Genomic DNA, 21,971 nt, shown 5'->3' on the forward strand with positions numbered 1-21,971 from the left:
AGGCCGCGAATGCGGCCTTTTTTATGTTCGATATCAGGCAGCAGTTATAACGATTTCAGCGCCACGCCTTCATCACACAACGCTTCCTCGCTCAAGGCTCGCTCTGACTGAATAAGCTTACGCAGTACACGCACTTCGCGCCCGTTGTTGAGCGCGACTGCGCCAATTATCGCTCCATCGCGCAACTGGAGCCAGATTGCTTTCCCCCTTTCAGGGTTGCCACGACATAGCCATGTTTGCCCCTGCATTTCGCCAATAAACTGCAAATTATCGCGATATTGGTCGGTCCAGAACCAGCCCGGTGTCTTGTGGGGCAACGGCTGGTTGAGCATTGCGGCGGCTGCAATCTGTGCCTGATTATTGGCATTTTCCCAGCTTTCCACACGAACTAACGAACCATCGGGCAAGCGCATTATCGCCACATCACCGGCGGCGAAAATGTCCGGATCGGAGGTGGTGCAGGCGCTATCAACGATAATGCCGTTAGCCGTTTCCAGACCGGCGTCGCGGGCCAGCGCATCATTCGCCACGATACCGATGCCGTAAACCACGGCATCGGCCAGCAGCGTCTCGCCGTTTTGCAGCGTCAGCGAGAGAAACTCCCCCGCTTCGGCGTGTTCAATGGTGCTGTTGAGTAACACCCGCACGCCCGCCTGCTGGTGGCGGGCAAGCAGGTAGTCGCGCACCGGAGCAGGGGCGTTGCGGCCCATTACCGACGACGCCATCTCGACCACTGTCACCCTGCAGCCGCGTTGTGTGGCACTCGCCGCCAGTTCCAGGCCAATCGTGCCCGCACCGACGATCACAATTGCCTTACCCGGCTGTAGCACGTCGCGCAGGCGTTCGGCGTCTCCAGCATGGCGCAGCGTAAAGCAACGCTCGCCCAGCTTATTGAGCAGTGGCAAAGGCCTGGCAGCGGCGCCGGTGGCCAGCAGCAACTGCGACCAGCGGTAGGTTTGACCATCGGCCAGCGTTAGCGTACGCGAGGCGCGATCAATCTGGCGTAACGTAACGCCGAGATGCAGTTGCACGTTGTGTTCCTGCCACCAACTGGCGGGGAGTACCGGCTGAAGCTGCGGGGCATCGTCCAGCAGCATGGCTTTGGAGAGCGGCGGGCGTTCATAGGGTAGATGCGCTTCGTCAGAAAAGAGGTGTAACGGCCCGTTAAACCCCTGCTGGCGTAGCGCGGCGGCGGCCATTGCCCCCGCCTGACCGCCGCCGATGATGGCTATAATCTGTTCACTCATAACGACTCCCTACAGATCCAGCCCGGCGGCAACGTGACGAATACCTCGAATCCCCAGTCCGGCATCAGCGTTGATCATCACGCCGCTTAAGGTGCGGTTGTTGCGACGCGACGCCAGCATCACGTACGGTCCGGTAAAGTCGGCAGGGTCGGGGAAGAACTGGAGCGGCAGAATTGCGGCGATTTTCTCCGGCGTCAGCGACTGCATAATCGAGGTATCGCTTTGCCCCAGCGCCTGTGGGCCGCGCAGATCGGTGGCCATACCGCACGGACCGACACCGTTAACACGTACCTTTGGTGCCAGCTCGTAGGCCAACTGGCGAATCAGCCCGGTAGCTGCATGCTTACTGGCGGTATACAAAGGACCGCCGCCGCCCGGGTACCACGCGGCGTTGGACAGGGTAAAGATAATGCTGCCTTCGCTGGCGATAAGCGCTGGGGCGCAGGCTTTTGCACCAAGCAGATAGCCGAGCACATTGACGTTAAATAACTCGTGAAAGCCGCTCTCCAGCGCCTCAGCAGAGGTGTTCACCAGCGTTGCGTTATGATCCCAGATGCCCGCATTGCCAATAAAACAGTCCAGCTTGCCAAACGCGGTGAGGATTTGATCGACCGCACGCTGATAGTCGGCATAGCAGGTGACGTTGCCCTCTATCGCCAACACATGTTCGCCAAAACGCTGGCGCAGGCTGGCAACTTTGGCTGGCGACAGTTCGAGCGTGGCGACCTTCGCGCCTTCTTCAATAAAGCGCTCGACCAGCGCCAGGCCGAGGCCGGAGCCACCGCCGGTAATAAAAACCACGTTATCGCGTAAATCGCTCATCGGGCGTCCTCTGGAATATCAACAAATACATCGCTGCCTTCCACGTAAACCGCGTAAGTGGTCAGCGGATCGGTGGCAGGTAAGCACAACGCCTTGCCGGTTTTCAGGCAGAAGCTGGCCGCATGCAGCGGGCATTCCACCGTGGCATCGTCTTCCAGATAACCTTCGGACATCGAGGCATTACCGTGGCTACAGCGATCGTTAATGGCATAAAACTCGCCGCCAACATTGAACAGGGCGATGACGGGCGAGGTTTCCAGCCGGAGGGCTTCACCATCCGGCAGCTCCGTGGCGGAGCAGGCAAATACACGGCTCATCAGAACAGTACACTCAGGTTATGGGAGGTGATAACCGCTTGATCCAGCACGATCTCACGCGCCAGTAAGCGCCACTCATCGCCGGGCAAACGACGCACTTTGTCCATGCGCGTACCGACGTAAAACGTCTCGTCCCGCTCTTTTTGCGCGCGATACAGCAGATAGTTGAGGCGCACGGCGAACACGTCCGGTTGGTCGGTTTCGCTGATTTGTAAGTTGCCGATCAGATGACGGGTGCGGGAAGGTGGTTCCTCCGCCCAGGCCATGCCGGTTTCCAGCCGTGCGATGCGGCGCTCAAGCTGGTCTTTGTTATCGTTGAAAATCCAGGTGGTCGGCGGCTGCACGCCTTTGCGGCGGTCGCGGGTCTGGGCATTGACCGTGGTACGCATGGTGTAGCGAATGTCGTCATCGAGCAGCGCCAGCCAGTCGCGAAACTGCCAGTCGTCCAGCAGACGTGCTTCTTCATACAGGAACTGGCTGATGCGATGATACAGTTCGAGAGAAACTAACGCGCTCATTTCATCACCTCCTGCTGGTAAGCGGCGGTTTTGTCGTGCACGTCCTGCCAGTTTTCGCTGCTGAGCAGATCGGCCCAGCGCTGATACATGCCGCGCGCGGCGGTTTCCGAAAAGATGTAGTTGGTGATCCCCGGAATACCGTCTTCGCGGCGCTTTTCCTGGCCTAAGCCCATTTCGAGGCACAGGTTAGTGTTGCGTGCCCGGTGACCCTTCAGCAGTTTTTGAATCTCGCACCAGTTTTCCGAGTCGTCCTGTTCAAGGAATCCGGCCGGACCAAAGGCGCGGGTGGCGCTGTTTTCAAATGCGGCTTTCACCTCGTCGGAGGCGGCTTTATCAGTAAGACAGAACGCCCACACTTCAACCCGATCCGGTCCGCGTGGGTGCCAGACGCGCAGCGTGGCGGTGCCGTTCAGCCAGGAAAGCGTGGGGAAAATGTTGTTGTGACCGGCCAGGCGCAGGGCGCGAACTTTGCCCAGACGCTGTTCGGCCTCTTCGTAGGTGTCGCGGTAGTAGCTGGATACTTCGCCGTCTACCCACACGTTGGCATCGGGATTCTCAGTAAAGAAAAATCCGCTGCCGTGCCCGTCCTGGCCGAACTGTAGCGCATCTTTGGCGGTTTCCCACACCGGGCGGGCAGTCTGACCATCGCCGAGGCGCTTATCGCTACCGTCGTCTTTCGCCCCCAGCACCTGCACCGCAGAGGCATGGCTGAACAGCGCGTGATACTGGTCGCTGGCAAACTGTTCGGCGGGGAATTTCCAGTTGCAGTCGATAGCCCACTTCTGGACGCCACCGACGATTTCGGTGCCGCCTTCACGGCGGTCGAGCACGCCATCGAGATACCAGGCGATATCGCCGAGATAATCGCGAAGCGTTGGTGCGGTGGTATCCCAGTTGCCGAAAATCAGCCCTTTATAGCTCTCGACGCCAGGGACTTCGTTCAGTCCCCAATGCGATTTGCATAAACCTTGCGGATAAGCGCGTGGTTCCAGTGGGACGTCGATCAGCTCGCCGTTAATGCCGTACGACCAGCCGTGATACGGACAGGTAAAGGCACGGGTATTGCCGCAGTCGGCATAGCTGACGCGCATCGCGCGGTGGCGGCACTGGTTGAGAAACGCTTTGATGCTGCCGTCTTTCTGGCGGACTACCACGACTGCATCTTCGCCCATGTAAGTGTTAAAAAAATCACCGGGTTTGGGAATTTGGCTTTCGTGGGCGAGAAACAGCCAGCAGCGACCGAAGATGCGTTCCAGCTCCAGTTGGTAAATTTCAGGGTCGGTATAAATCCGTGGGGTTACGCGACCGTTTTTCGTGTCGATCAGTTGGTAGATGTCTAAATTTGAGGGTGTGGTCATATTTTTTAATCCTGAAAGCTAAGATGTATTGACCTTCATTTTTTGTGCCATAAGGATGTTGCTGGTTAGTTATCAATCTGTGAAATAGTAAATTTCTACCAGTTGAGACATTTTTTCGATAACAAGGAGAAGGGCATGGAACTGAGGCACTTACGCTATTTTGTGGCGGTGGCGCAGGCGCTGAATTTCACCCGAGCGGCAGAAAAATTGCATACCTCCCAGCCGTCGTTAAGCAGTCAGATCCGCGATCTGGAAACCTGCGTGGGCGTTCCGTTACTGGTGCGCGATAAGCGAAAAGTTGCGCTAACGGCGGCGGGAGAGTGCTTTTTACAGGATGCGCTGACGATCCTCGAGCAGGCGGAAAACGCCAAAGTTCGCGCCCGTAAAACGGTACAGGAAGATAACCATTTTGCTATTGGTTTTGTCCCTTCTGCAGAGGTGAATTTACTGCCGAAGGTGCTGCCTTTATTTCGTTTAAAGCAGCCGGATACGCATATTGAACTGGTGAGTTTGATAACCACTGAGCAGGAGGAGAAGATCCTGCGCGGCGAGCTGGATGTGGGCTTAATGCGCCACCCGGTTTACAGCCCGGAGTTGGACTATCTGGAGCTCATTCATGAGCCGTTGGTGGTGGTGTTACCGGTGAATCATCCGTTAGCCAATGAACCAGCGATCTCCGCAGAGCAGCTGCACGGGGTGAATTTTGTCAGCACCGATCCTGCGTATTCCGGCGCGTTAGCGATGATTGTCAAAAACTGGTTTCAGCAGCAGAAAAGCCAGCCCAATATTGTGCAAGTAGCGACCAATATTCTGGTGACGATGAACCTGGTCGGGATGGGGCTGGGGGTGACTTTGATACCCGGTTATATGAATAATTTTAATACCGGGCAGGTGGTTTTTCGCCCTATTGTTGGCGATGCCCCAACCATTGCTTTGCTGATGGCGTGGAAAAAAGATCGCTCAAACCGGCACTGACCGATTTTATCGCCACGGTACATGAACGTTTGGCCGTGAGTCTGAAGGTATAATGGTTACAACTCGCTGAGCTGCGACTCGACATACAGATAGCCAATTCCCATGAGTTGCTGGGCGCGATTGAGCCGGCCGAAGCTTATCTGAGTCGCTCTGGCGCGCGGGTTATCACCGTGATCAAATGGGTTAAACCCAGTTTGCTGCACCAGCGTATTAAGCCAGCTATCGCCGAAAGCGCAGCTACGTCCGTACAACCATATTTGGTTAATATTCAGTATATTCAGAAAGTTATATAAACTTAGTCCAATAGCGCTGGCGGCATGCTCGGCCCAGGCCTGAATACGAACATCACCGTTCTGCCAGGCAGTAATAAGCTGGTCGGTGGTGAGCGTTTCCGGATCGTAAAGGGATGTCGGCTGCGATTTCATCCATACGCGGGCCTGTTTTTTCAACGCGCTCAATGACGCTACCGTTTCCAGGCAACCATAGCGACCGCAGTCACAGGCAATTCCATCGGGATGAATGATGGTGTGTCCAATCTGACCGCTGCCATACAGACTACCGCGCCAGATATTGTCGTTTATCACAAACGATGAGCCGATACCGTAATCAACGTTAATCACGCAAAAATCACCGTTAGCCGCTGGGTTTTGCCATTTTTCGGCCAGAGCCAGCATCACGCAGTCATTGTCCAGGCGGACCTGAACGCCGAGCATCTCTTCCAGCAGATATTTTATTTCCACCGGTGTTTTCCACGGTGCCTGGGGCATGGTTTTTGATGCGCCGGTGATCGGATCAACCTGGCCGTGAACGCCGAGCGCCAGATTAATCGTGACTTCGGGAAATTGTCGACGGTATTCCCGCCAGTGTGCAGCCAGGGCCGACAGCAGCGCTTTGGGCGTTTCCGGCTTGATGACCTCATGACGCCAGGCGCCGATGGCAACCAGCCGTGCGTCTGCCAGTTGACTGGTGATGCTGGTAGGGGTGACGTTGATACATAGCGTCCATGTGCCTTTTTCTGGCAAATGATAACTGCCGCTGCTCAAACCGCGCTGGCTTAAGGTTTCTCGCGAGTGGCTGATTCTCCCTTCATCCATCAGCTCTTCGAGGATATTGCTGACCGCCGGGATCGACAGACTGGTGAGCTGCGCCAGCTGTGATTTGCTGAGCTGCTTTTCCCGCCAAAGGTGCGACAAAAAGATCTGCTTATTCGCCTGACGAACCCTGGCGTTGTTGAACCCCGAACGTTGCATTCACTTAACTCCCTTAACTATATTGCGTGAGCATTGCGCATTTTACCGCCACTTAACTGCCGCAGAATAGCATCAAGTTGAATTTTTACTTTTGTTTATTGAGTGGAGAGCGGCATGTACGGTTCAGTTAAAGTCTGGCAAGAAACGATCACCCTCCCAACGTGGACGGCGGGTGAAGAAGACGCTAACCCCATGTTTCTGGAGAAAAGGGTTTATCAGGGATCTTCTGGCGCGGTGTATCCGTATGGCGTGATTGATACGCTGACCGGCAAACGTGAAATGCGCGACTACAAGGCGGTGTGGATGGAGAATGACTTCATTCGCGTCATGCTGTTGCCGGAGTTAGGCGGGCGTATTCATCGAGCGTATGACAAAGTACAGCAGCGCGATTTTGTCTACTACAACGAAGTGGTGAAGCCCGCTCTGGTTGGTTTGCTTGGACCGTGGATCTCTGGTGGCATTGAATTTAACTGGCCGCAGCATCATCGCCCAACCACTTTTATGCCGGTCGATTTTACGCAGCAGCAGGGTGAGCATGGCGAATATACTGTATGGATGGGTGAAGTAGAACCTATGCGCGGTTTACAGGTGATGACCGGATTTACGCTGTATCCGGATCGCGCTCTGATCGAGATAACCGGGAAGGTGTTTAATGGTAACGCCACGCCGCGCCATTTTTTATGGTGGGCGAATCCAGCGGTGAAGGGCGGTGACGATCATCAGAGCGTGTTTCCGCCGGATGTGACCGCAGTATTTGACCACGGTAAGCGCGATGTTTCTGCATTTCCCATGGCCACCGGCACATACTACAAAGTGGACTACTCGGCTGGCGTGGATATCTCGCGCTACAAAAACGTTCCTGTACCGACCTCCTACATGGCTGAAAAATCAGATTATGATTTTGTTGGTGCATGGCATCACGGTGAGCGAGGCGGGCTGCTGCATGTGGCCGATCACCACGTTTCGCCAGGGAAAAAACAGTGGACCTGGGGCTATGGCGACTTTGGCGTTGCCTGGGATCGTAACCTTACCGATGACAACGGTCCGTATATTGAACTGATGACCGGGGTCTTTACCGACAACCAGCCGGATTTCACCTGGCTTGCGCCGTATGAAGAGAAAGTCTTCGTACAAAACTTCCTGCCCTACAGCGAACTGGGCATGGTGCAAAACGCCAGCACGCAACTGGCACTGCGCCTGGTACGTGAGAGTAATCAGCTATCAGTGGGGGTTTATGCGATTGCGCCGCTGTGCGACGTGCAGGTTACGCTTTCTGCAGATGGGCAACCGTTCTATGAGCATACGCTGACCCTGGAGCCTGGACAAAGTTGGCTGGCTGATGTGTCTGACAATAACCATGCGCGGGTAACGATGACTGTCACTGGTGCCGATGGTACTTCGCTTTTGCAGTACAAAGAGCACATCGCGCAAGAGTTACCACTACCTTCAGCGGCCGTCGCGCCAGCACGACCAGAAGCGCTGTCTAATACCGATGAACTCTATTTCATTGGTCAGCATCTGGAGCAGTACAACCACGCCAGCCGCTATGCCGAAGATTATTATCGTCGCGCGCTGGAGGTTGACCCGCTGGATTATCGCAATAATGTTGCCCTCGGAACGCTGGCGTTAAACCGCGCGGACTGGGGGTTGGCAGAACATTGTGCGGGTAAAGCGCTGGAGCGAGCGCATAAGCTCAATAAGAATCCACGGGATGGTGAGGCCAGTATGTTGCTGGCCGCCGCACAGGAACGTCAGGGCGATGATGACAGCGCCTGGGATAACTATTTTAAGGCAAGCTGGAGCGGTAACTGTCGGGATGCGGCATTCTGGTCGTTAGCGCGTCTGGCGATGAAGCGTCAGGACTACGCCGGTGCACTGGAAAAGGTCGAGCAGAGCTTACGCTTTAACGGCAGTAACAACCTGGCGATGGGGCTAAAAGCGCTGGTGCTGTCCAGGCTTAATCGTCGTGAACAAGCGCTGGACTATATCCGCCAACAGTTGGTGGATTATCCGCTCAGTTATACCCTGCACTATGCGCGCTGGGCTATCTGCCAGGATGAGGCGACGGCGCAAGCACTGATTTCGATTACCGGGTGTCGCGGGACCAATGCGTGTGAACTGGCGGGCTGGCTGACCTCTTTCGGACAAAAGGATGCTGCCCGTGGTGTGCTGGAACTGCTCGACAGCCAGGAAACGCTGCCGATGCTGTGGCGCGCCTCACTGAGCGACGACCCGCAACCTTTCATTGAGCGAGCCCGCGCGTGCCTGCAAAACCGCGTCCGTTTCCCTAATACGCTGGATGAAGTGCAGATGCTGCAGAGCCTCGAACAGAGCGCATTTGCTCGCTATTTACTCGGTTGTTTCTGGTACAGCAAACGACGTTATGCCGAGGCCGTTGACTGCTGGCAATTTACGCTTGCGCAGGAAGCAGATTTTGCCCCGGTGCATCGTTTACTGGGTATCTACGCCTGGAACAAACTGCACGATGCTCAGCAGGCGAAACAGTATCTGTCGCAGGCTGTGGCGCTGGATCCGCAAAATGCCCGCTTCCTGTTTGAACTCGACTATCTCAATAAGCTGATGGCACAACCGGTTGAACAGCGCCTGCAGCGACTGGAAGCCAGCAAAGAGATTGTCTTCCAGCGTGATGATCTGACGGTGGAACTGCTCAGCCTATGGAATGGATTGGGGCGCTATGACGATGCTGCCGCAGTATTACGCGAGCGGGTGTTCCATCCGTGGGAAGGCGGTGAAGGCAAAGCCACCGGGCAATATCTGCTTAATCAATTGCATCGCGCGCTGGCTGCCGTGCAGTCCGGCGACCCGCAAACGGCTATTATGCAGCTGCAACAGGCGCTGCACTATCCGCAAAACCTCGGCGAGGGACGTTTACCCGGACAAACGGATAATGACATCTGGTATTTGCTGGGGCATTGCGCGCAGCAACAAGGCCATTTTGACGAGTCTCAGCGCTACTTCTCCCGTGCGACGCGTGGCGGTAGCTCGTTGGATGCAGGACGTTACTACAACGACCAGCCGGTGGACTATCTCTTCTGGCAAGGAATGGCGCAGAGAAAACTTGGCGAAGATGCAGAGGCGGATGTTCTGTTCAACAGCTTCCTGCAATGGGTTGAGTTGAATCGCGACAACGTGCCGGATGTCGATTTCTTTGCTGTATCGCTACCCGATCTGGTGGTGCTGGATACCTCTGCACAAGCAAAACACCAGCAACACTGCCTGTTTATCAATGCGCTTGGGCATCTGGGGTTGGGAAATAGCGCAGCCTGTCAGCGTGATCTTGATGAACTCCTGCAACTTAATCCGGCGCATGACAAGGCATTACTGCTGCGTCACGCCATTAACGTAAGGCTTTTCCAGTAATACCTGAAATGGGTGGGGGCGACCTCACCCGAAACCTTCTGTCCCCTGCGTTTCCCTGAAAGAGGAATCATAATGAATAACGCGCAGACACATTTAAAGATTGGTTACGTCTGGACTATCTGCCTGGTTGCGGCCTGCGGTGGTTTACTGTTTGGCTATGACTGGGTGGTAATCGGCGGGGCAAAACCTTTCTATGAAGCGTATTTCTCGATTACCGATCCGGCGCAATCCGGTTGGGCGATGAGTTCCGCGCTGGTCGGTTGTGTATTTGGTGCACTGATTTCCGGCTGGTGCGCCGATAAGTTTGGTCGAAAGATGCCGCTGATTCTCTCGGCGATCCTGTTTAGCGCTTCCGCATGGGGAACCGCCGTCGCCAGTCATTTCGACATGTTTATTGTCTATCGTATCGTGGGTGGTGTTGGGATTGGTCTGGCGTCTGCGCTAAGCCCGCTGTATATCGCCGAGGTTAGCCCGGCGGAAAAGCGAGGTCGCTTTGTTGCCGTTAACCAGCTCACCATTGTGATTGGCGTACTGGCGGCGCAGCTTATCAACCTGATGATAGCCGAACCTGTCGCCACAGGCGCCACGCAGCAGGCGATTGTGGAAAGCTGGAACGGTCAGACGGGCTGGCGCTGGATGTTTGGTGCGGAATTGGTGCCCGCAGTAATTTTCCTGGTACTAATGTTCTTTGTGCCTGAATCACCGCGTTGGTTGGTGAAAGCAGGCAAAGTCGATCGTGCTCGTGCCATGCTGCAGCGCATTGGTTCGGCGGAATATGCCGGGCAAACGCTGAAAGAGATTGAACATACATTGCAAAAAGATAACCACAAAGTCGCGTGGTCAACGCTGTTACAACCACAAATTAAACCGATCGTGATTATCGGTATGGTGTTGGCGGTGTTCCAGCAGTGGTGTGGGATCAACGTTATTTTCAACTATGCGCAGGAGATCTTCGCCTCCGCCGGATTCGACATCAACGGTACGTTAAAATCGATCGTGGCGACGGGGATCATCAATCTGGTCTTTACTCTTGCCGCCCTGCCGTTAGTGGACAAAATTGGCCGTCGTAAACTGATGTTGTTCGGCGCGTCAGGATTGACGGTTATTTATGTCCTGATTGCCGGGGCGTACGGGTTGGGCATTATGGGCTGGCCGGTTCTGGTTCTGGTTCTGGCGGCGATCGCGATTTATGCCCTGACGCTGGCCCCGGTGACCTGGGTGCTGCTGTCGGAGATTTTTCCCAATCGCGTACGCGGGCTGGCAATGTCGCTCGGTACACTGGCGCTGTGGATTGCCTGCTTCCTGCTAACCTATACCTTCCCGCTGCTCAATGCGAGTCTTGGCGCGTCGGGAAGCTTCCTGCTGTACGGTGTGATTTGCGCGATGGGCTTCATCTATGTTCTGCGTAATGTACCGGAAACCAAAGGCGTGACGCTGGAAGCGCTGGAGGAGCAACTGGCGGCGCAGCATACAAAAGTTGGCGCATCAGCTCAACCGCGAAACGCCCGCTGATGGATGGTCTGCTGACGCTACAAAACGCACATCTGCGGATGTGCGTCGATCCGCAAGGCGGTTCGCTATTGAGTCTGGTGTCGTTACAACATCAACAGGCCGTTTTACGCGAAGGCCAGGGCCAGCAACCGGGGGATTGCGGCTTGTTTCCGATGCTGCCTGTCGCAAATCGGGTAGCGGGCAATCGTTTTAAGCTACGTGGTGAAGAGGTGGTTTTACCTCAGCATGACGCAGATGATACTTTCTTCCTGCACGGTGACGGCTGGTTGCAACGCTGGCAGATTATTACCGCTACCCAAAGCGGCTGTTTGCTGCAGTTGCGCAGTTGGCATCCCTGTGGCTACGACTATACGGCGCAGCTTTGCTATCAACTGGAAACCTCAAGCCTGCATGCCTCGTTGACGCTTACCCATTGCGGTGAGCAGCCCATGATCTATGGCTGCGGGTTTCATCCATTTTTCGCCTTTGATAAGCACAGTACGGCGCAGTTCACCGCCAGCGGCTACTGGCCGGAGGGGGAACAGCATCTGCCGCTGGAATGGCAAAGTGTCCTTCCGCCAGCAGCGGATTTCATGCGCACGCAATACGGTGAGGATCGCTGGCTGAACGTCGGTTATTCTGGCTGGAGCGGACGGGCTGTTATTCAGCGGAACGTGATGAAAATCACGATTTTAGCGCAAACTCCGTGGTTGATGCTGTTCAGAATGTCGGGTGAGCCGTTTCTGTGCCTGGAGCCGCAGACGCATCCGGTGAATGCCCACCACATGCAGGGGCAGCCGGGGTTGCAGGTTTTAGCGCAGGGAGAACGCTGCCATTTTACGATGCAAATTTGCGTCGAATAGGGCCAATATCATGTTATCTGCGTGTTAATGCACTCTTGCGCCAGCCAGCGTTTGTCGCCAGACTATCGCCACCAAACGGGAGGGATTCATGGCTTTGCATTCCACGCGCTGGCTGGCGCTCGGTTATTTTACTTACTTCTTTAGCTACGGTATTTTTCTGCCTTTCTGGAGCGTCTGGCTCGAAGGGCTGGGGCTGACGCCGGAAACGATTGGTTTACTGTTGGGGACTGGGTTGATTGCCCGTTTTCTCGGCAGTTTACTGATTGCGCCGCGCGTAAGCGATCCCTCTCGTCTGATCTCAGCTTTACGTATTTTGGCCCTGTTGACGCTGGTGTTTGCGCTGGCCTTCTGGGCGGGAACCAACGTGGCGTGGCTGATGGTGGTGATGGTCGGCTTTAACCTGTTTTTCTCGCCGCTGGTGCCGCTGACCGACGCACTGGCCAACACCTGGCAAAAACAGATAACCATGGATTACGGTCGGGTACGGTTGTGGGGATCCGTGGCCTTTGTGATCGGCTCTGCGTTGACCGGTAAGCTGGTGAGCCTGTTTGACTATCGGATTATCCTGGTCCTGCTGTCGCTTGGCATCGCCTCGATGCTGCTGGGCATGATGATTCGCCCGACCGTGCAGCCCGCAGGTGAAACCCGTCAGCAGGAGAGTGCGGGATGGCCCGCCTGGCGCGCGCTGATAACCCAAAGCTGGCGTTTTCTGGCCTGCGTGAGTCTGCTGCAAGGCGCGCATGCTGCTTATTACGGTTTCAGCGCCATTTACTGGCAGTCTGCCGGGTATTCCGCTTCGGCGGTGGGCTATTTATGGTCATTAGGTGTGGTGGCGGAAGTGATTATTTTTGCGCTCAGCCATAAGTTGTTCCGCCGCTTTAGCGCCCGCGATCTGCTGCTGCTTTCCGCCGTTTGCGGCGTGATTCGTTGGGGGCTGATGGGCTGGAGCACAGAGCTCCCGTGGCTGATTGTTGTGCAAATCATGCATTGCGGAACGTTTACCGTCTGCCATCTGGCGGCAATGCGTTACATTGCTGCGCGACAGGGCAGTGAAGTGATTCGTTTACAGGCGGTCTATTCTGCGGTGGCGATGGGCGGCAGTATCGCCATCATGACCGTCTTCGCCGGTTACCTGTACCAGAACCTGGGCAGCGGCGTATTCTGGGTGATGGCGCTGGTGGCGCTACCGGCTATCGTGCTGCGCCCGAAAGTGGTGGCGCAGCCTGCAACGTTATGATTCGAGGATTTTGCGGATCTGCTGCTGCTGGTGAGACGTCAGCGCCAGATCCGCATGAATCAACGGCGGTGAAAACAGCGGCAGCGGCGTAGTGTATGGTGTGACGATCAGCGTTACACCGCGCGGCGCGCCCTCTTTTTGAAAGTCCTGCATTGGCATATGTTTTACGTTGAGCGGCAGCAGCGTTAGTTCGCGCAGCTGTTGTTCTATATGCATTTCGAGTTGTTCGTTACTACCGGTCAGCAGGATAATCTGCTTCTCGTGCAAATCCTTCTCCTGCATCAGCCACGCACCGAAAATAACCGCCACCAGTCCGATCTCTTCTTCTGAAAACTGCACGTCGTATTCCGCTTCGAAGCCGTGTATCGCCTCGCGGGTGGTACGTACCAGTCGGGGATAAAGTCGGCTGAACTCCTCCGGCAGTGTGTTATCAATGCCAATGGCAAATACGCTACGGTTAAGCGCCTGGGCAAGATGAATATAAAGCTGGTCATTCAGTCCTTGCTCATCGCTGAAGCGGACGTTGCCATACTCGCGAAAACGCAGCACCAGCCGAGCAATAGCAAGACGCAGGCGGCGATCCTGCTGGTGATTATCGCGGATAGGGTCGGGGATGCGGATCATTGAGAATAACAACGCCATAAACAACGATTCGCCCAGCGGCGCACTTTGCATGACGTGGCGCTGCCAGTGGCGGCCAATTTCCTCGGCGAGCGGATACTCAGCGCAGGATTGCGCCCACCGTTGCTGGAGCGGATTAAACTCCGGGGTGATCCCTGCGTGATGTTGCAGCAGGCAATACTGTAAATACAAGCGCAGGAACTGAATATCACGGCACTCAAAGGGTTTTTGCAAGCGCCGGGAACAGAGGTTAATAAGCGCATGCAGGTTGGTGTCGTCATACAGCGTCCGCGCAATACCTCGTTGTTTCAGCTCCATTTTTAATGCGGGCGTGAAATGCTGGGCGATAAAAGTCGGGCAAATTCGCAAACCACGGCGCAGCCACTGCAACAGACACAGGCGCTGATTGAGCGGAGTTCCTTCGATCGTATAGCCACCATGTTGCGCGATGGTAATCGCGAGTCGATGATAACGCTGGATTTCGAGTCCTGCGCCAATAATATCTTCCTGGACCGTGGCATCATCAACGCCATTGAGGCTGGTAAAGGTTTGAGCCGTAGCGATTTGGCCGGGCAGGAAAAGCGTCAGCAGTACCTGGCAACGGCGCTGGGGAGCGGAAAGTACAGATGGCGGAGCAAGCGTTGACATCATCTGTAGGATCTCCCGTAAGTATGTTTGATAAGAATAGCTAAAGTTTGCTCATAGATTTGGGGAATGGAATGCTTTCCACCAGGAATGCTGGAGGGCGTCACAGAATTTTTCACGTGGGGATCAGATAGCGGGAGTGGAACGCAGCGCGTTAATCCGCTTTTTCACTGTTTTATCTTTTGTTGAGATATAAAAAATGCCAGAGGGGGGAATGCTGGCGGAGGGTGGTATGAACATGCTCTCGCAGAGAAAGGGTTCCGTTCACCTCAGCAGTGTCATTTCTCTGAAGCGCTGATACCCTTAACACGTTCACAGGGAATATCGTTTCAGAGAAGTGAAAATTTTAGGTGAACGTAGCAATACGACGGAGGCAACAAATTCATTACCTCCGTAACAGCTGTCTGGCGTTACCGCCCACGACTTAGCGTTAATCCCACATCGCCGCCCGGATGGACCGCCAGCAGCGTTTCCTTTGAGTAGCCGCTCTCGCTCATCAGACAGGCACAGGCGGCGTCAAAGATAGCCAGCACCAGTAAAATAGAGGTGGTAGCCAACATGTTCAACGGGTCAGCCTCTCGCTGGACACCGGTGGATATCACCAGCCTCGACGCTTTAGCGATGGCCGAATCGGCGTTTTCAGTCACGCTCAGGATTGGCACATTCCTCGCTGTTAGCCCTGGCAGCAGTCGGGTGAGTTCATCCGAATTTCCCCCACGCGACAGCATAATCACCAGGTCGTTAGCGCGTAAGAAGCCCAAATCGCCATGCGCTGCATCCGTCGCGTTGAGATAAATCGCCGGACGTTCCACGCAGGCAAGCATATGCGCGACTTTACGCGCCGCAATACCGGATGTACCGACGCCGGTAACGACGATTTTACCCTGACAACCGCGCAACTCCGCCATCAGCGACTGCCAGAGCGGTTCAGTCAAATGCTGCCCCAGACCCGCAAGGGCATCGCTATAGAGCTGGAATACGCCGCTGGCCTGAGACCATGAATCACTCATGCGTCCTCCTGCATCAACTGGCGGTATTTCATATGGTCCTGATACATCTCGTGGAACACCCGATATTTGCGATCGTAGTACTGCTTGATGCGATTGGTCTGCGGGGTGACCGTTTTACCAATCCGGCTCATTGCCGACATCGCTTCCGGGAAGGTGTCGAATACGCCTGCGGCGATAGTCCCCATCATGGCGCCGCCCAGCAGCATGGCTTCGCTCTCTTCAGGCAGTAGCATGGCGCAGCCAGTGGCGTTGGCATGCTCCTGGACGAAGATCGGGTTTTTCGTTCCGCCGCCGCTGGCCATAATCGTATCGATGGTATAGCCGCTTTGATTCATCGTTTCAATAATATGGCGCGTTCCCAGCGCAATAGCCTGGATGGTCGCGAGGTACTGTAGCGCCATATCTTCCGGCGTGCGCGACAGTTTCAGTCCGGTGATCCCCCCCGTGAGTGTGGGGTTGGCACGCGGCGAGCGGTTGCCGTGGAAATAGGGCAAGATGTGCATGTCGCGGGTCAGAAAGGCGATATCTTCCGGCTCTCCGGCCATTTTACGCAGCAGTGCATTCAGTACTTCATAAATGGTTTGCCCCTGAGACTTCGCCTGGGTCAACAAGGTTTCGTAACAGGGATGCGACTGAATTACGTGGTCGATTAACGCCCCGGTTGCTGACTGTCCACCTTCGTTGAGCCAGTACTCCGGCAGTACTGCTGAGTAGTAAGGCCCCCAGACACCGCCGATAAAACGTGGCTCTTTGGAAATCGCCATGTGCCCGGTGGAGGTGCCGCCAATCAGTGCGACGCGGCGATCGAAATCAGCCACCTCGCCGGAAACACCGCAGGCACCAAGCGTGCCGAGCGTACCGGCGTGGGCATCGATGATCGAAACGCTGACCGCGGTTCCGGGTATCAGCCCCATTTCGCTGGCGGCGCGTGCTGACAGCCCGTGACCAAGCGGTTCGCCCATAGTTTTCACGTAACGGCCAATTTTGGCGGCATCATGTTCCAGCAAGTCTTCCAGCCCAATCTGGCGGAAATAGCTGGCATCCCATTTGTCTTCATGGCCCATGTAGGTCCATTTGCACACTGTTGAACACAATGAGCGCGTGTCATCGCCCGTTGCGCGCCATGTCAGGAAATCGGGCAGGTCAAAGTAATAACCTGCATTGGCCCACGTATTGGGCATATGTTGCTTCAGCCACAGAAGCTTTGGCGTCTGCATTTCCGGCGAAATAATGCCGCCAACGTAGTCCAGCACCCGATGATGCAGGGCGTTGATGCGTTCGGCCTGGGTAATAGCGCGGTGATCCATCCACACAATGATGTTTTGTTCACTGCGCCCGGACGGGCTGATGGTCAGCGGTTTACCTTCTTTATCCAACACCACCAGTGAACAGGTCGCGTCAAAGCCCAGACCTTTCACCTGGATAGGGTTGATATCCGACTGGTTAATCGCATCGCGAACCGCGTTACACACTGCTTGCCAGATGTTATCGGAAGACTGCTCAACAAAATCGGCCTGCGGACGGTAAATTTCGATGGCCCGACTGGCCTGACCGACCATTCTGCCGTTGAGATCAAACACGCCAGCGCGGGCGCTTCCGGTTCCGACATCCACACCAATAAAGTAACTTGCCATAATTTTTTCTCCTGAAATCAGGCTTTACGATTCTGTAATGCGATAAAGAGGATCAGCACCGCGCCCCACAGCGCCATCGTCAGATAGCTGCTAACCCCCAGCAAGTTAAGGCCGCTTTCCAGCATTTGCAGCACAATCAGCGCCAATACCAGGCCGATAATGCGTCCGAAGCCGCCATCCGGATTGATGCCGCCGAGTACGGAGGCAAGGATGGTGACCAGCAGGTAGGACTCACCGTATCCGGCTTTTGCCGAGTTGAATTTCGCCATCATCAGAATGGCGGCGACCCAGCCGAGCAGGGCTGAAATAACGTACACGGAAATTTGTACCCGCACGGTATTCACGCCGCTGTAGCGGGTAGCCTGTTCATTGGAGCCGACGAGATAAAGACTGCGCCCCAGCGTGGTGTGCTCCAGCAGTACCCATAGCAGGATTGCCACCAGGAAAAAGAGCAACAGCGCCACCGGAATACCCGCAATCGTGGCGTTACCAAGATACTGAATGGCAGTCGGGAAACCCGAAATCACCGTCCCGTTGGAGAGCAGAATATTCAGCCCGGAGATAAGTGTCATCGTGCCGAGGGTGGCGAGAATCGGTGAGACGCCGACCCAGGCAATCAGCGCGCCGTTGAGCGTACCGATAGCCACCGCCACGGCAGCGCCTGCCAGCAGCGCCAGCACCAGAAACAGCGGGTTATCCGGATGGGTGACGATAATCGCTGCCATCACCAGCGAGCAGGCGTTCGCTCCGGCAATAATTGACAGGTTAATGCCGCCGGTCAGCATGGTCATACCCATTCCGAGGGCCAGCATGCCGAGGATCGGTAACTGTGAGCCTATCGACTGGAAGTTAGCGACGCTAAAAAAGCGGCTGCCAAGCAGGGCTGAGAAGACCACGGCAACGACCACAATAATGACGCATTGCAGACGAATGATGGCATCACCGGGTAAAAATCTGGCGATTGTTTTCATCTCAAAGCTCCCTTGCCAGTTTGCGTTTTTCGTTCCAGGCCGTGGCACTAATGCTGACCAGGATAATGGCGCCGCTGAACACGGTGTGCCAGTAAGAGGAGACGCTGAGCAGCGTCAGACCATTTTGTAAGAAGGCGAGCAGGACAACGCCGAGCAGGGTTCCGGTCAACGTACCGCGTCCGCCGCTCATGCTGGTTCCGCCGAGTACGACCGCCGCCAGCACCGTCAGCTCAAAACCGAGCAGCGAATTGGGCGCAACTGACTGGGTAATTTGCGCCTGAACCACGGCGGCAATGCCTGCCAGAATCCCCATGTAACCATACACGTAGAAATGCAGCTTCAGCAGGTTCAGACCGAGGCGTGACGCTGCGTCGCGATTGCCGCCCATGGCGTAAACCTGACGGCCAAGACGGGTATAGTTCATCAGCACAGCGGTAAAGACGATCACCGCCGCCAGGCACAGCAGAGGCAGGGTCAGGCCGTAGTCGTAGCCATCTGCCGCGGTGAACGACAACCAGTTAATGCCGTTCATAAACCAGTCAGGGAAACCGTACAGCCAGGTGCCTTTGGTGGTGTAAACCAGAAGGCCGTAGTAGACGTTAAGCGTGGCGATGGTAATGATGATTGCCGGAACGCGCAGCCAGTAGACCAGGAAGCCATTAATCAGTCCAAGAAGCAGCCCCACCGCAATCGCAATGGTTAACGCCAGTGCGAAGTTGCCGCCGTGGCCGATCACCCAACTGGCCATCGCATACTGGGCAATTGCGGTCATCGCCGGAAATGAGATGTCGATCCCGCCGGAAATCAACACCACAAACAACCCGCAGGCAAGAATGCCGAGAATCGCGTAGCTGGTGGCCACATCTGTCAGATTGCCGAGCGAGAGGAACTCATCGGTGCTGACACTTAGCCCAACCGCCAGCGCCACGACCAGCAGGCCCAGCCAGAATTCATGTTGCCCGATTAAACGGGAGAGATGCATCTTATTCATTGATTACCTCGACCACTTCAGCAATCTCCTCTTCACGGCAGTGATGAGGATTAAATTCCGCCACCAGCCTGCCGCGACGCATCACCAGCACGCGGTGGCTGTTGTAATACGCTTCCGGAATTTCATCGCAAATCATCAGCACCGCCATACCTTGTTCCGCCAGATCGCGGGCGATCTGGTAAATACCCTCTTTGTTGGCGATATCCACGCCAACAGTCGGGGAGTCGAGGATCAGAATGCGCGGATTGGTTGCCACCCATTTGGCAATGGCGATACGCTGGGCATTGCCGCCGGAAAGCGTTTTGACCGGCAGGTGCGGATCGGACACTTTGATATTCAGTTCGCGGATTAAATCGGCGACCAGCTTTTGCGCTTTACGATGATCGAGCAAGCCGCTACCGGTGTGCAGTTGATCAAACACCGTGACAATGGTGTTGTCGTAAATCGACTGCTCCATGATCAGCCCCTGCGTCAGGCGATCTTCTGAGACGTAGCCGATCCCGTGCTTAATAGCGTCGTGGTTATTACGAAGCGTGACCGGCTGACCGTTAATACGCATCTCGCCGCTTTCCGGGTGCGTCATGCCGAACAGGCTCAAACAAAGCTCGGTACGCCCGGCGCCCAGCAGGCCGACAATGGAAACAATCTCGCCGCCATGCAGCGACAGATTAATGTTCTGGTATTTGCCTCTGCGGCTGAGGTTGCGCAGCTCAAGCAGGGGTTCTCGATCGTCGAATGATTTCTCCGGCAGCGGGCTGTAGTGGAAGCGTTGTCCGGTCATCAGGAAAGCCAGCTCGTGGCTGTACAGTTCGCTGGCAGGGTACGTGCCCACCAGTTTGCCGTCGCGCATCACGCTGATGCGGTCAGCGACTTCCATTACTTCATCCAGGCGATGGCTGACAAACACCACGCAAATGCCAGCCGCTTTCAGTTCGTTAACCACCTTCAGCAGGCCATTGACCTCCTGACGGGTCAGCGAGGCGGTGGGTTCATCCATAATGACCAGACGTGCATCGGCGGCAATCGCCCGGCAAATGGCGACCAGCTGTCGGTCGGCAATCGAGAGTTTTTCAACTTTTTTGTCGGGATCGATGTTCACACCGATACGCTTCATGGCGGCCAGCGCCTGCTGTTTCATAGCACCACGACGCACCCAGATATCGCCGCCCGGCAGATAGCGGTTGACCGCGATATTTTCCGCGACGCTAAAGTTGGGGAACAGCGACAGGTCCTGATAAATAACCTGAATGCCATAATGGGAAGAGAGCTGCGGCGTCAGGTGATGGAACAATTTTCCGTCGAGTAAAATCTGCGCGCCTTTTTCCGGGTGATAAACCCCGGAAATCACTTTAATAATGGTGCTTTTACCACAGCCGTTTTGACCCGCCAGACAGTGAACTTCGCCTTTTCTCAGCGTCAGATTCACGTTATCCAGCGCCAGCACGCCCGGGAATTGTTTGCTGATATTCTCAAGAGTGATAAATGCGGTGGTGTCTGTCATGGACAATACCCCTGCGAGCGCCCTGACGGACGCTGAGTGTTAGTTTGGTTGATAGCGCCGACCAGACGGTCGGCGTTAAGGTTCCCTGGTGTTGGCTAAAGCCTTAGAAACCAAGTGATTGTGCGTTGTCTTTGGTGACTTCGAGGATCTTATTAAAGCGGATCACTTTCTTCTCCGTGTCGATATCGGCTTTCCCTAAACCGTCGATACTTAGATCGGCATTGACTTCTTTGCCTTGCAACAGCTGATCGGCGACCGTTACCAGCGCATAGCCCGCATCTTTTGGATCCCACAGCAGCGCTTTTTTGATATCACCGCGCATCAGGTAAGGCGCAGCTTGTGCTGGCATGGCGATCCCGACGACGGCAATTTTATCTTTGGCGCGTTTTTTCTGTACAGCCTGACCCGCACCGATTGGACCCAGCGAGCCGAAACCAATAATCCCCTTCATCTGCGGATAGGTTTTCATCAGATCCAGCGTCGTGGCGTAGGATTTATCGATGCTTTCCGCAACCGGCAGACGTGAAGTGACTTCGAACATTTCCGGATATTTTTCTTTCTGGTACTTGATTGCATAATCCGCCCACGCGTTATGCAGCGGGACCGTCAGCGAACCAACATAGATGGCATAACCCCCTTTGCCGCCCATGTTTTTTGCTAGCTCATCGACGTTGGCTTGTGCGTATTTTTCACTATCGATGGTTTCGATATCCCACTGACCGATTTGCTCGTCCGGGGATTCGTGCGTCAGGACCACAATGCCTTTATCGCGCGCTTTTTTCAGTACTGGCTCAAGAACTTTGGCATCGTTCGGTACCACGATGATCGCGTTGACGTTTTTGGCGATCAGATCCTCAATCACTTTGACCTGCTGTGCCGGATCCGGCGTAGACGGACCGGTCTGGTAAGCGTTCACATCCAGTTTTTTTGCTGCTTCGTTAACACCGGTTTCCATGCGGTTAAACCAAGGAATACCGGTGACTTTGGCAACCACAGCAATTTCATATTTTTCCGCCGCAAAGGACGTGCCGGACAACATGCATGCAGAAACTAGGGTTGCACTGAGTAATGCGAGTTTGAATTTCATAGTTGTACCTTTTGTAGGGGGCAGGACATGTCACGGCGTGAAGTTAACAACG

General features: G+C 55.2%; 17 protein-coding genes and 1 pseudogene. 5 read left to right on the plus strand and 13 right to left on the minus strand.

All coding sequences use genetic code 11. From position 1 onward, the window contains the following. Window positions 1–44 precede the first annotated feature (44 nt). The 5 genes from hcaD to hcaE are packed head-to-tail and all read right to left on the minus strand — an operon-like array spanning window position 45 to window position 4,262. Complete coding sequence (gene hcaD / locus NMD08_RS07000) at window positions 45–1,247, minus strand: phenylpropionate dioxygenase ferredoxin reductase subunit (RefSeq protein ID WP_370619848.1); 1,203 nt, start codon at window positions 1,245–1,247, stop codon at window positions 45–47. 9 nt (window positions 1,248–1,256) lie between these two features. Next, window positions 1,257–2,069, minus strand: coding sequence for a 3-phenylpropionate-dihydrodiol/cinnamic acid-dihydrodiol dehydrogenase (hcaB, locus tag NMD08_RS07005; protein ID WP_151217676.1), 813 nt, complete (start codon window positions 2,067–2,069; stop codon window positions 1,257–1,259). After that, window positions 2,066–2,386, minus strand: coding sequence for a 3-phenylpropionate/cinnamic acid dioxygenase ferredoxin subunit (gene hcaC / locus NMD08_RS07010; protein ID WP_151217675.1), 321 nt, complete (start codon window positions 2,384–2,386; stop codon window positions 2,066–2,068). Before hcaC ends, hcaB begins: the two co-directional genes overlap by 4 nt. Then, window positions 2,386–2,904: a 3-phenylpropionate/cinnamic acid dioxygenase subunit beta gene (gene hcaF / locus NMD08_RS07015; RefSeq protein WP_370619850.1), complete on the minus strand. Its 519-nt coding sequence runs from the start codon at window positions 2,902–2,904 to the stop codon at window positions 2,386–2,388. Before hcaF ends, hcaC begins: the two co-directional genes overlap by 1 nt. Continuing rightward, complete coding sequence (hcaE, locus tag NMD08_RS07020; protein WP_370619852.1) at window positions 2,901–4,262, minus strand: 3-phenylpropionate/cinnamic acid dioxygenase subunit alpha; 1,362 nt, start codon at window positions 4,260–4,262, stop codon at window positions 2,901–2,903. Before hcaE ends, hcaF begins: the two co-directional genes overlap by 4 nt. A 135-nt stretch (window positions 4,263–4,397) precedes the next feature. On the opposite strand from hcaE, the pseudogene hcaR reads away from it, so the two are divergent. Beyond that, window positions 4,398–5,290, plus strand: a pseudogene (gene hcaR, locus NMD08_RS07025) (DNA-binding transcriptional regulator HcaR). A 3-nt stretch (window positions 5,291–5,293) separates the two neighbouring features. Here hcaR and NMD08_RS07030 read toward each other — a convergent pair. Then, window positions 5,294–6,487 (minus strand): ROK family protein, encoded by a 1,194-nt coding sequence (locus NMD08_RS07030; RefSeq protein ID WP_370619854.1) that lies wholly within the window; start codon window positions 6,485–6,487, stop codon window positions 5,294–5,296. A gap of 114 nt (window positions 6,488–6,601) precedes the next feature. On the opposite strand from NMD08_RS07030, the gene NMD08_RS07035 reads away from it, so the two are divergent. The 4 genes from NMD08_RS07035 (at window position 6,602) to NMD08_RS07050 (ending at window position 13,459) form a co-directional block, all read left to right on the plus strand. Next, the gene (locus tag NMD08_RS07035) at window positions 6,602–9,868 is read left to right on the plus strand and encodes a DUF5107 domain-containing protein (protein ID WP_370619856.1); all 3,267 of its coding nucleotides are present in this window, start codon (window positions 6,602–6,604) and stop codon (window positions 9,866–9,868) included. Between the two features lie 72 nt (window positions 9,869–9,940). Then, window positions 9,941–11,380 (plus strand): sugar porter family MFS transporter, encoded by a 1,440-nt coding sequence (locus NMD08_RS07040; protein WP_151217670.1) that lies wholly within the window; start codon window positions 9,941–9,943, stop codon window positions 11,378–11,380. Next, window positions 11,380–12,222 carry an aldose 1-epimerase gene (locus NMD08_RS07045; RefSeq protein ID WP_370619858.1) on the plus strand — a complete coding sequence of 281 codons (843 nt, stop codon included), beginning with the start codon at window positions 11,380–11,382 and terminating at the stop codon, window positions 12,220–12,222. The genes NMD08_RS07040 and NMD08_RS07045 overlap by 1 nt, the downstream gene beginning before the upstream one ends. Window positions 12,223–12,310: 88 nt before the next feature. Then, the gene (locus NMD08_RS07050) at window positions 12,311–13,459 is read left to right on the plus strand and encodes a 3-phenylpropionate MFS transporter (protein ID WP_370619860.1); all 1,149 of its coding nucleotides are present in this window, start codon (window positions 12,311–12,313) and stop codon (window positions 13,457–13,459) included. Here NMD08_RS07050 and csiE read toward each other — a convergent pair. From csiE to NMD08_RS07085, 7 genes are all read right to left on the minus strand, one after another. Beyond that, window positions 13,454–14,731, minus strand: a complete 1,278-nt coding sequence (gene csiE, locus NMD08_RS07055; RefSeq protein ID WP_151224090.1) for a stationary phase inducible protein CsiE — start codon at window positions 14,729–14,731, stop codon at window positions 13,454–13,456. The two genes, NMD08_RS07050 and csiE, sit on opposite strands and share 6 nt — an antisense overlap. 404 nt (window positions 14,732–15,135) lie before the next feature. Continuing rightward, entirely contained in the window at window positions 15,136–15,735 is a 600-nt protein-coding gene (locus NMD08_RS07060; RefSeq protein ID WP_151217666.1) for an SIS domain-containing protein, read from the minus strand. Further along, a complete protein-coding gene (locus NMD08_RS07065) occupies window positions 15,732–17,369 on the minus strand; it encodes an FGGY-family carbohydrate kinase (RefSeq protein ID WP_149692231.1) in 1,638 nt (545 codons plus the stop codon). The genes NMD08_RS07060 and NMD08_RS07065 overlap by 4 nt, the downstream gene beginning before the upstream one ends. Before the next feature lie 17 nt (window positions 17,370–17,386). Then, window positions 17,387–18,340 (minus strand): ABC transporter permease, encoded by a 954-nt coding sequence (locus tag NMD08_RS07070; protein ID WP_151224088.1) that lies wholly within the window; start codon window positions 18,338–18,340, stop codon window positions 17,387–17,389. A gap of 1 nt (window position 18,341) precedes the next feature. After that, complete coding sequence (locus NMD08_RS07075) at window positions 18,342–19,331, minus strand: ABC transporter permease (RefSeq protein WP_151217664.1); 990 nt, start codon at window positions 19,329–19,331, stop codon at window positions 18,342–18,344. After that, entirely contained in the window at window positions 19,324–20,832 is a 1,509-nt protein-coding gene (locus NMD08_RS07080) for a sugar ABC transporter ATP-binding protein (protein ID WP_370619863.1), read from the minus strand. The genes NMD08_RS07075 and NMD08_RS07080 overlap by 8 nt, the downstream gene beginning before the upstream one ends. A gap of 103 nt (window positions 20,833–20,935) precedes the next feature. After that, window positions 20,936–21,919, minus strand: a complete 984-nt coding sequence (locus NMD08_RS07085) for an autoinducer 2 ABC transporter substrate-binding protein (RefSeq protein WP_003037665.1) — start codon at window positions 21,917–21,919, stop codon at window positions 20,936–20,938. Window positions 21,920–21,971 lie beyond the last annotated feature (52 nt).

Origin of the sequence: Citrobacter meridianamericanus, assembly GCF_041320245.1 — a bacterium.
GTDB classification, from domain to species: Bacteria; Pseudomonadota; Gammaproteobacteria; order Enterobacterales; family Enterobacteriaceae; genus Citrobacter; species Citrobacter meridianamericanus.

What these genes read in the sequence shown, in the direction of transcription:
- hcaD (WP_370619848.1), bottom strand. Translation starts at nt 1,247, where the DNA reads ATGAGTGAACAGATTATAGCCATCATCGGCGGCGGTCAGGCGGGGGCA.
- hcaB (WP_151217676.1), bottom strand. Translation starts at nt 2,069, where the DNA reads ATGAGCGATTTACGCGATAACGTGGTTTTTATTACCGGCGGTGGCTCC.
- hcaC (WP_151217675.1), bottom strand. Translation starts at nt 2,386, where the DNA reads ATGAGCCGTGTATTTGCCTGCTCCGCCACGGAGCTGCCGGATGGTGAA.
- hcaF (WP_370619850.1), bottom strand. Translation starts at nt 2,904, where the DNA reads ATGAGCGCGTTAGTTTCTCTCGAACTGTATCATCGCATCAGCCAGTTC.
- hcaE (WP_370619852.1), bottom strand. Translation starts at nt 4,262, where the DNA reads ATGACCACACCCTCAAATTTAGACATCTACCAACTGATCGACACGAAA.
- NMD08_RS07030 (WP_370619854.1), bottom strand. Translation starts at nt 6,487, where the DNA reads ATGCAACGTTCGGGGTTCAACAACGCCAGGGTTCGTCAGGCGAATAAG.
- NMD08_RS07035 (WP_370619856.1), top strand. Translation starts at nt 6,602, where the DNA reads ATGTACGGTTCAGTTAAAGTCTGGCAAGAAACGATCACCCTCCCAACG.
- NMD08_RS07040 (WP_151217670.1), top strand. Translation starts at nt 9,941, where the DNA reads ATGAATAACGCGCAGACACATTTAAAGATTGGTTACGTCTGGACTATC.
- NMD08_RS07045 (WP_370619858.1), top strand. Translation starts at nt 11,380, where the DNA reads ATGGATGGTCTGCTGACGCTACAAAACGCACATCTGCGGATGTGCGTC.
- NMD08_RS07050 (WP_370619860.1), top strand. Translation starts at nt 12,311, where the DNA reads ATGGCTTTGCATTCCACGCGCTGGCTGGCGCTCGGTTATTTTACTTAC.
- csiE (WP_151224090.1), bottom strand. Translation starts at nt 14,731, where the DNA reads ATGATGTCAACGCTTGCTCCGCCATCTGTACTTTCCGCTCCCCAGCGC.
- NMD08_RS07060 (WP_151217666.1), bottom strand. Translation starts at nt 15,735, where the DNA reads ATGAGTGATTCATGGTCTCAGGCCAGCGGCGTATTCCAGCTCTATAGC.
- NMD08_RS07065 (WP_149692231.1), bottom strand. Translation starts at nt 17,369, where the DNA reads ATGGCAAGTTACTTTATTGGTGTGGATGTCGGAACCGGAAGCGCCCGC.
- NMD08_RS07070 (WP_151224088.1), bottom strand. Translation starts at nt 18,340, where the DNA reads ATGAAAACAATCGCCAGATTTTTACCCGGTGATGCCATCATTCGTCTG.
- NMD08_RS07075 (WP_151217664.1), bottom strand. Translation starts at nt 19,331, where the DNA reads ATGAATAAGATGCATCTCTCCCGTTTAATCGGGCAACATGAATTCTGG.
- NMD08_RS07080 (WP_370619863.1), bottom strand. Translation starts at nt 20,832, where the DNA reads ATGACAGACACCACCGCATTTATCACTCTTGAGAATATCAGCAAACAA.
- NMD08_RS07085 (WP_003037665.1), bottom strand. Translation starts at nt 21,919, where the DNA reads ATGAAATTCAAACTCGCATTACTCAGTGCAACCCTAGTTTCTGCATGC.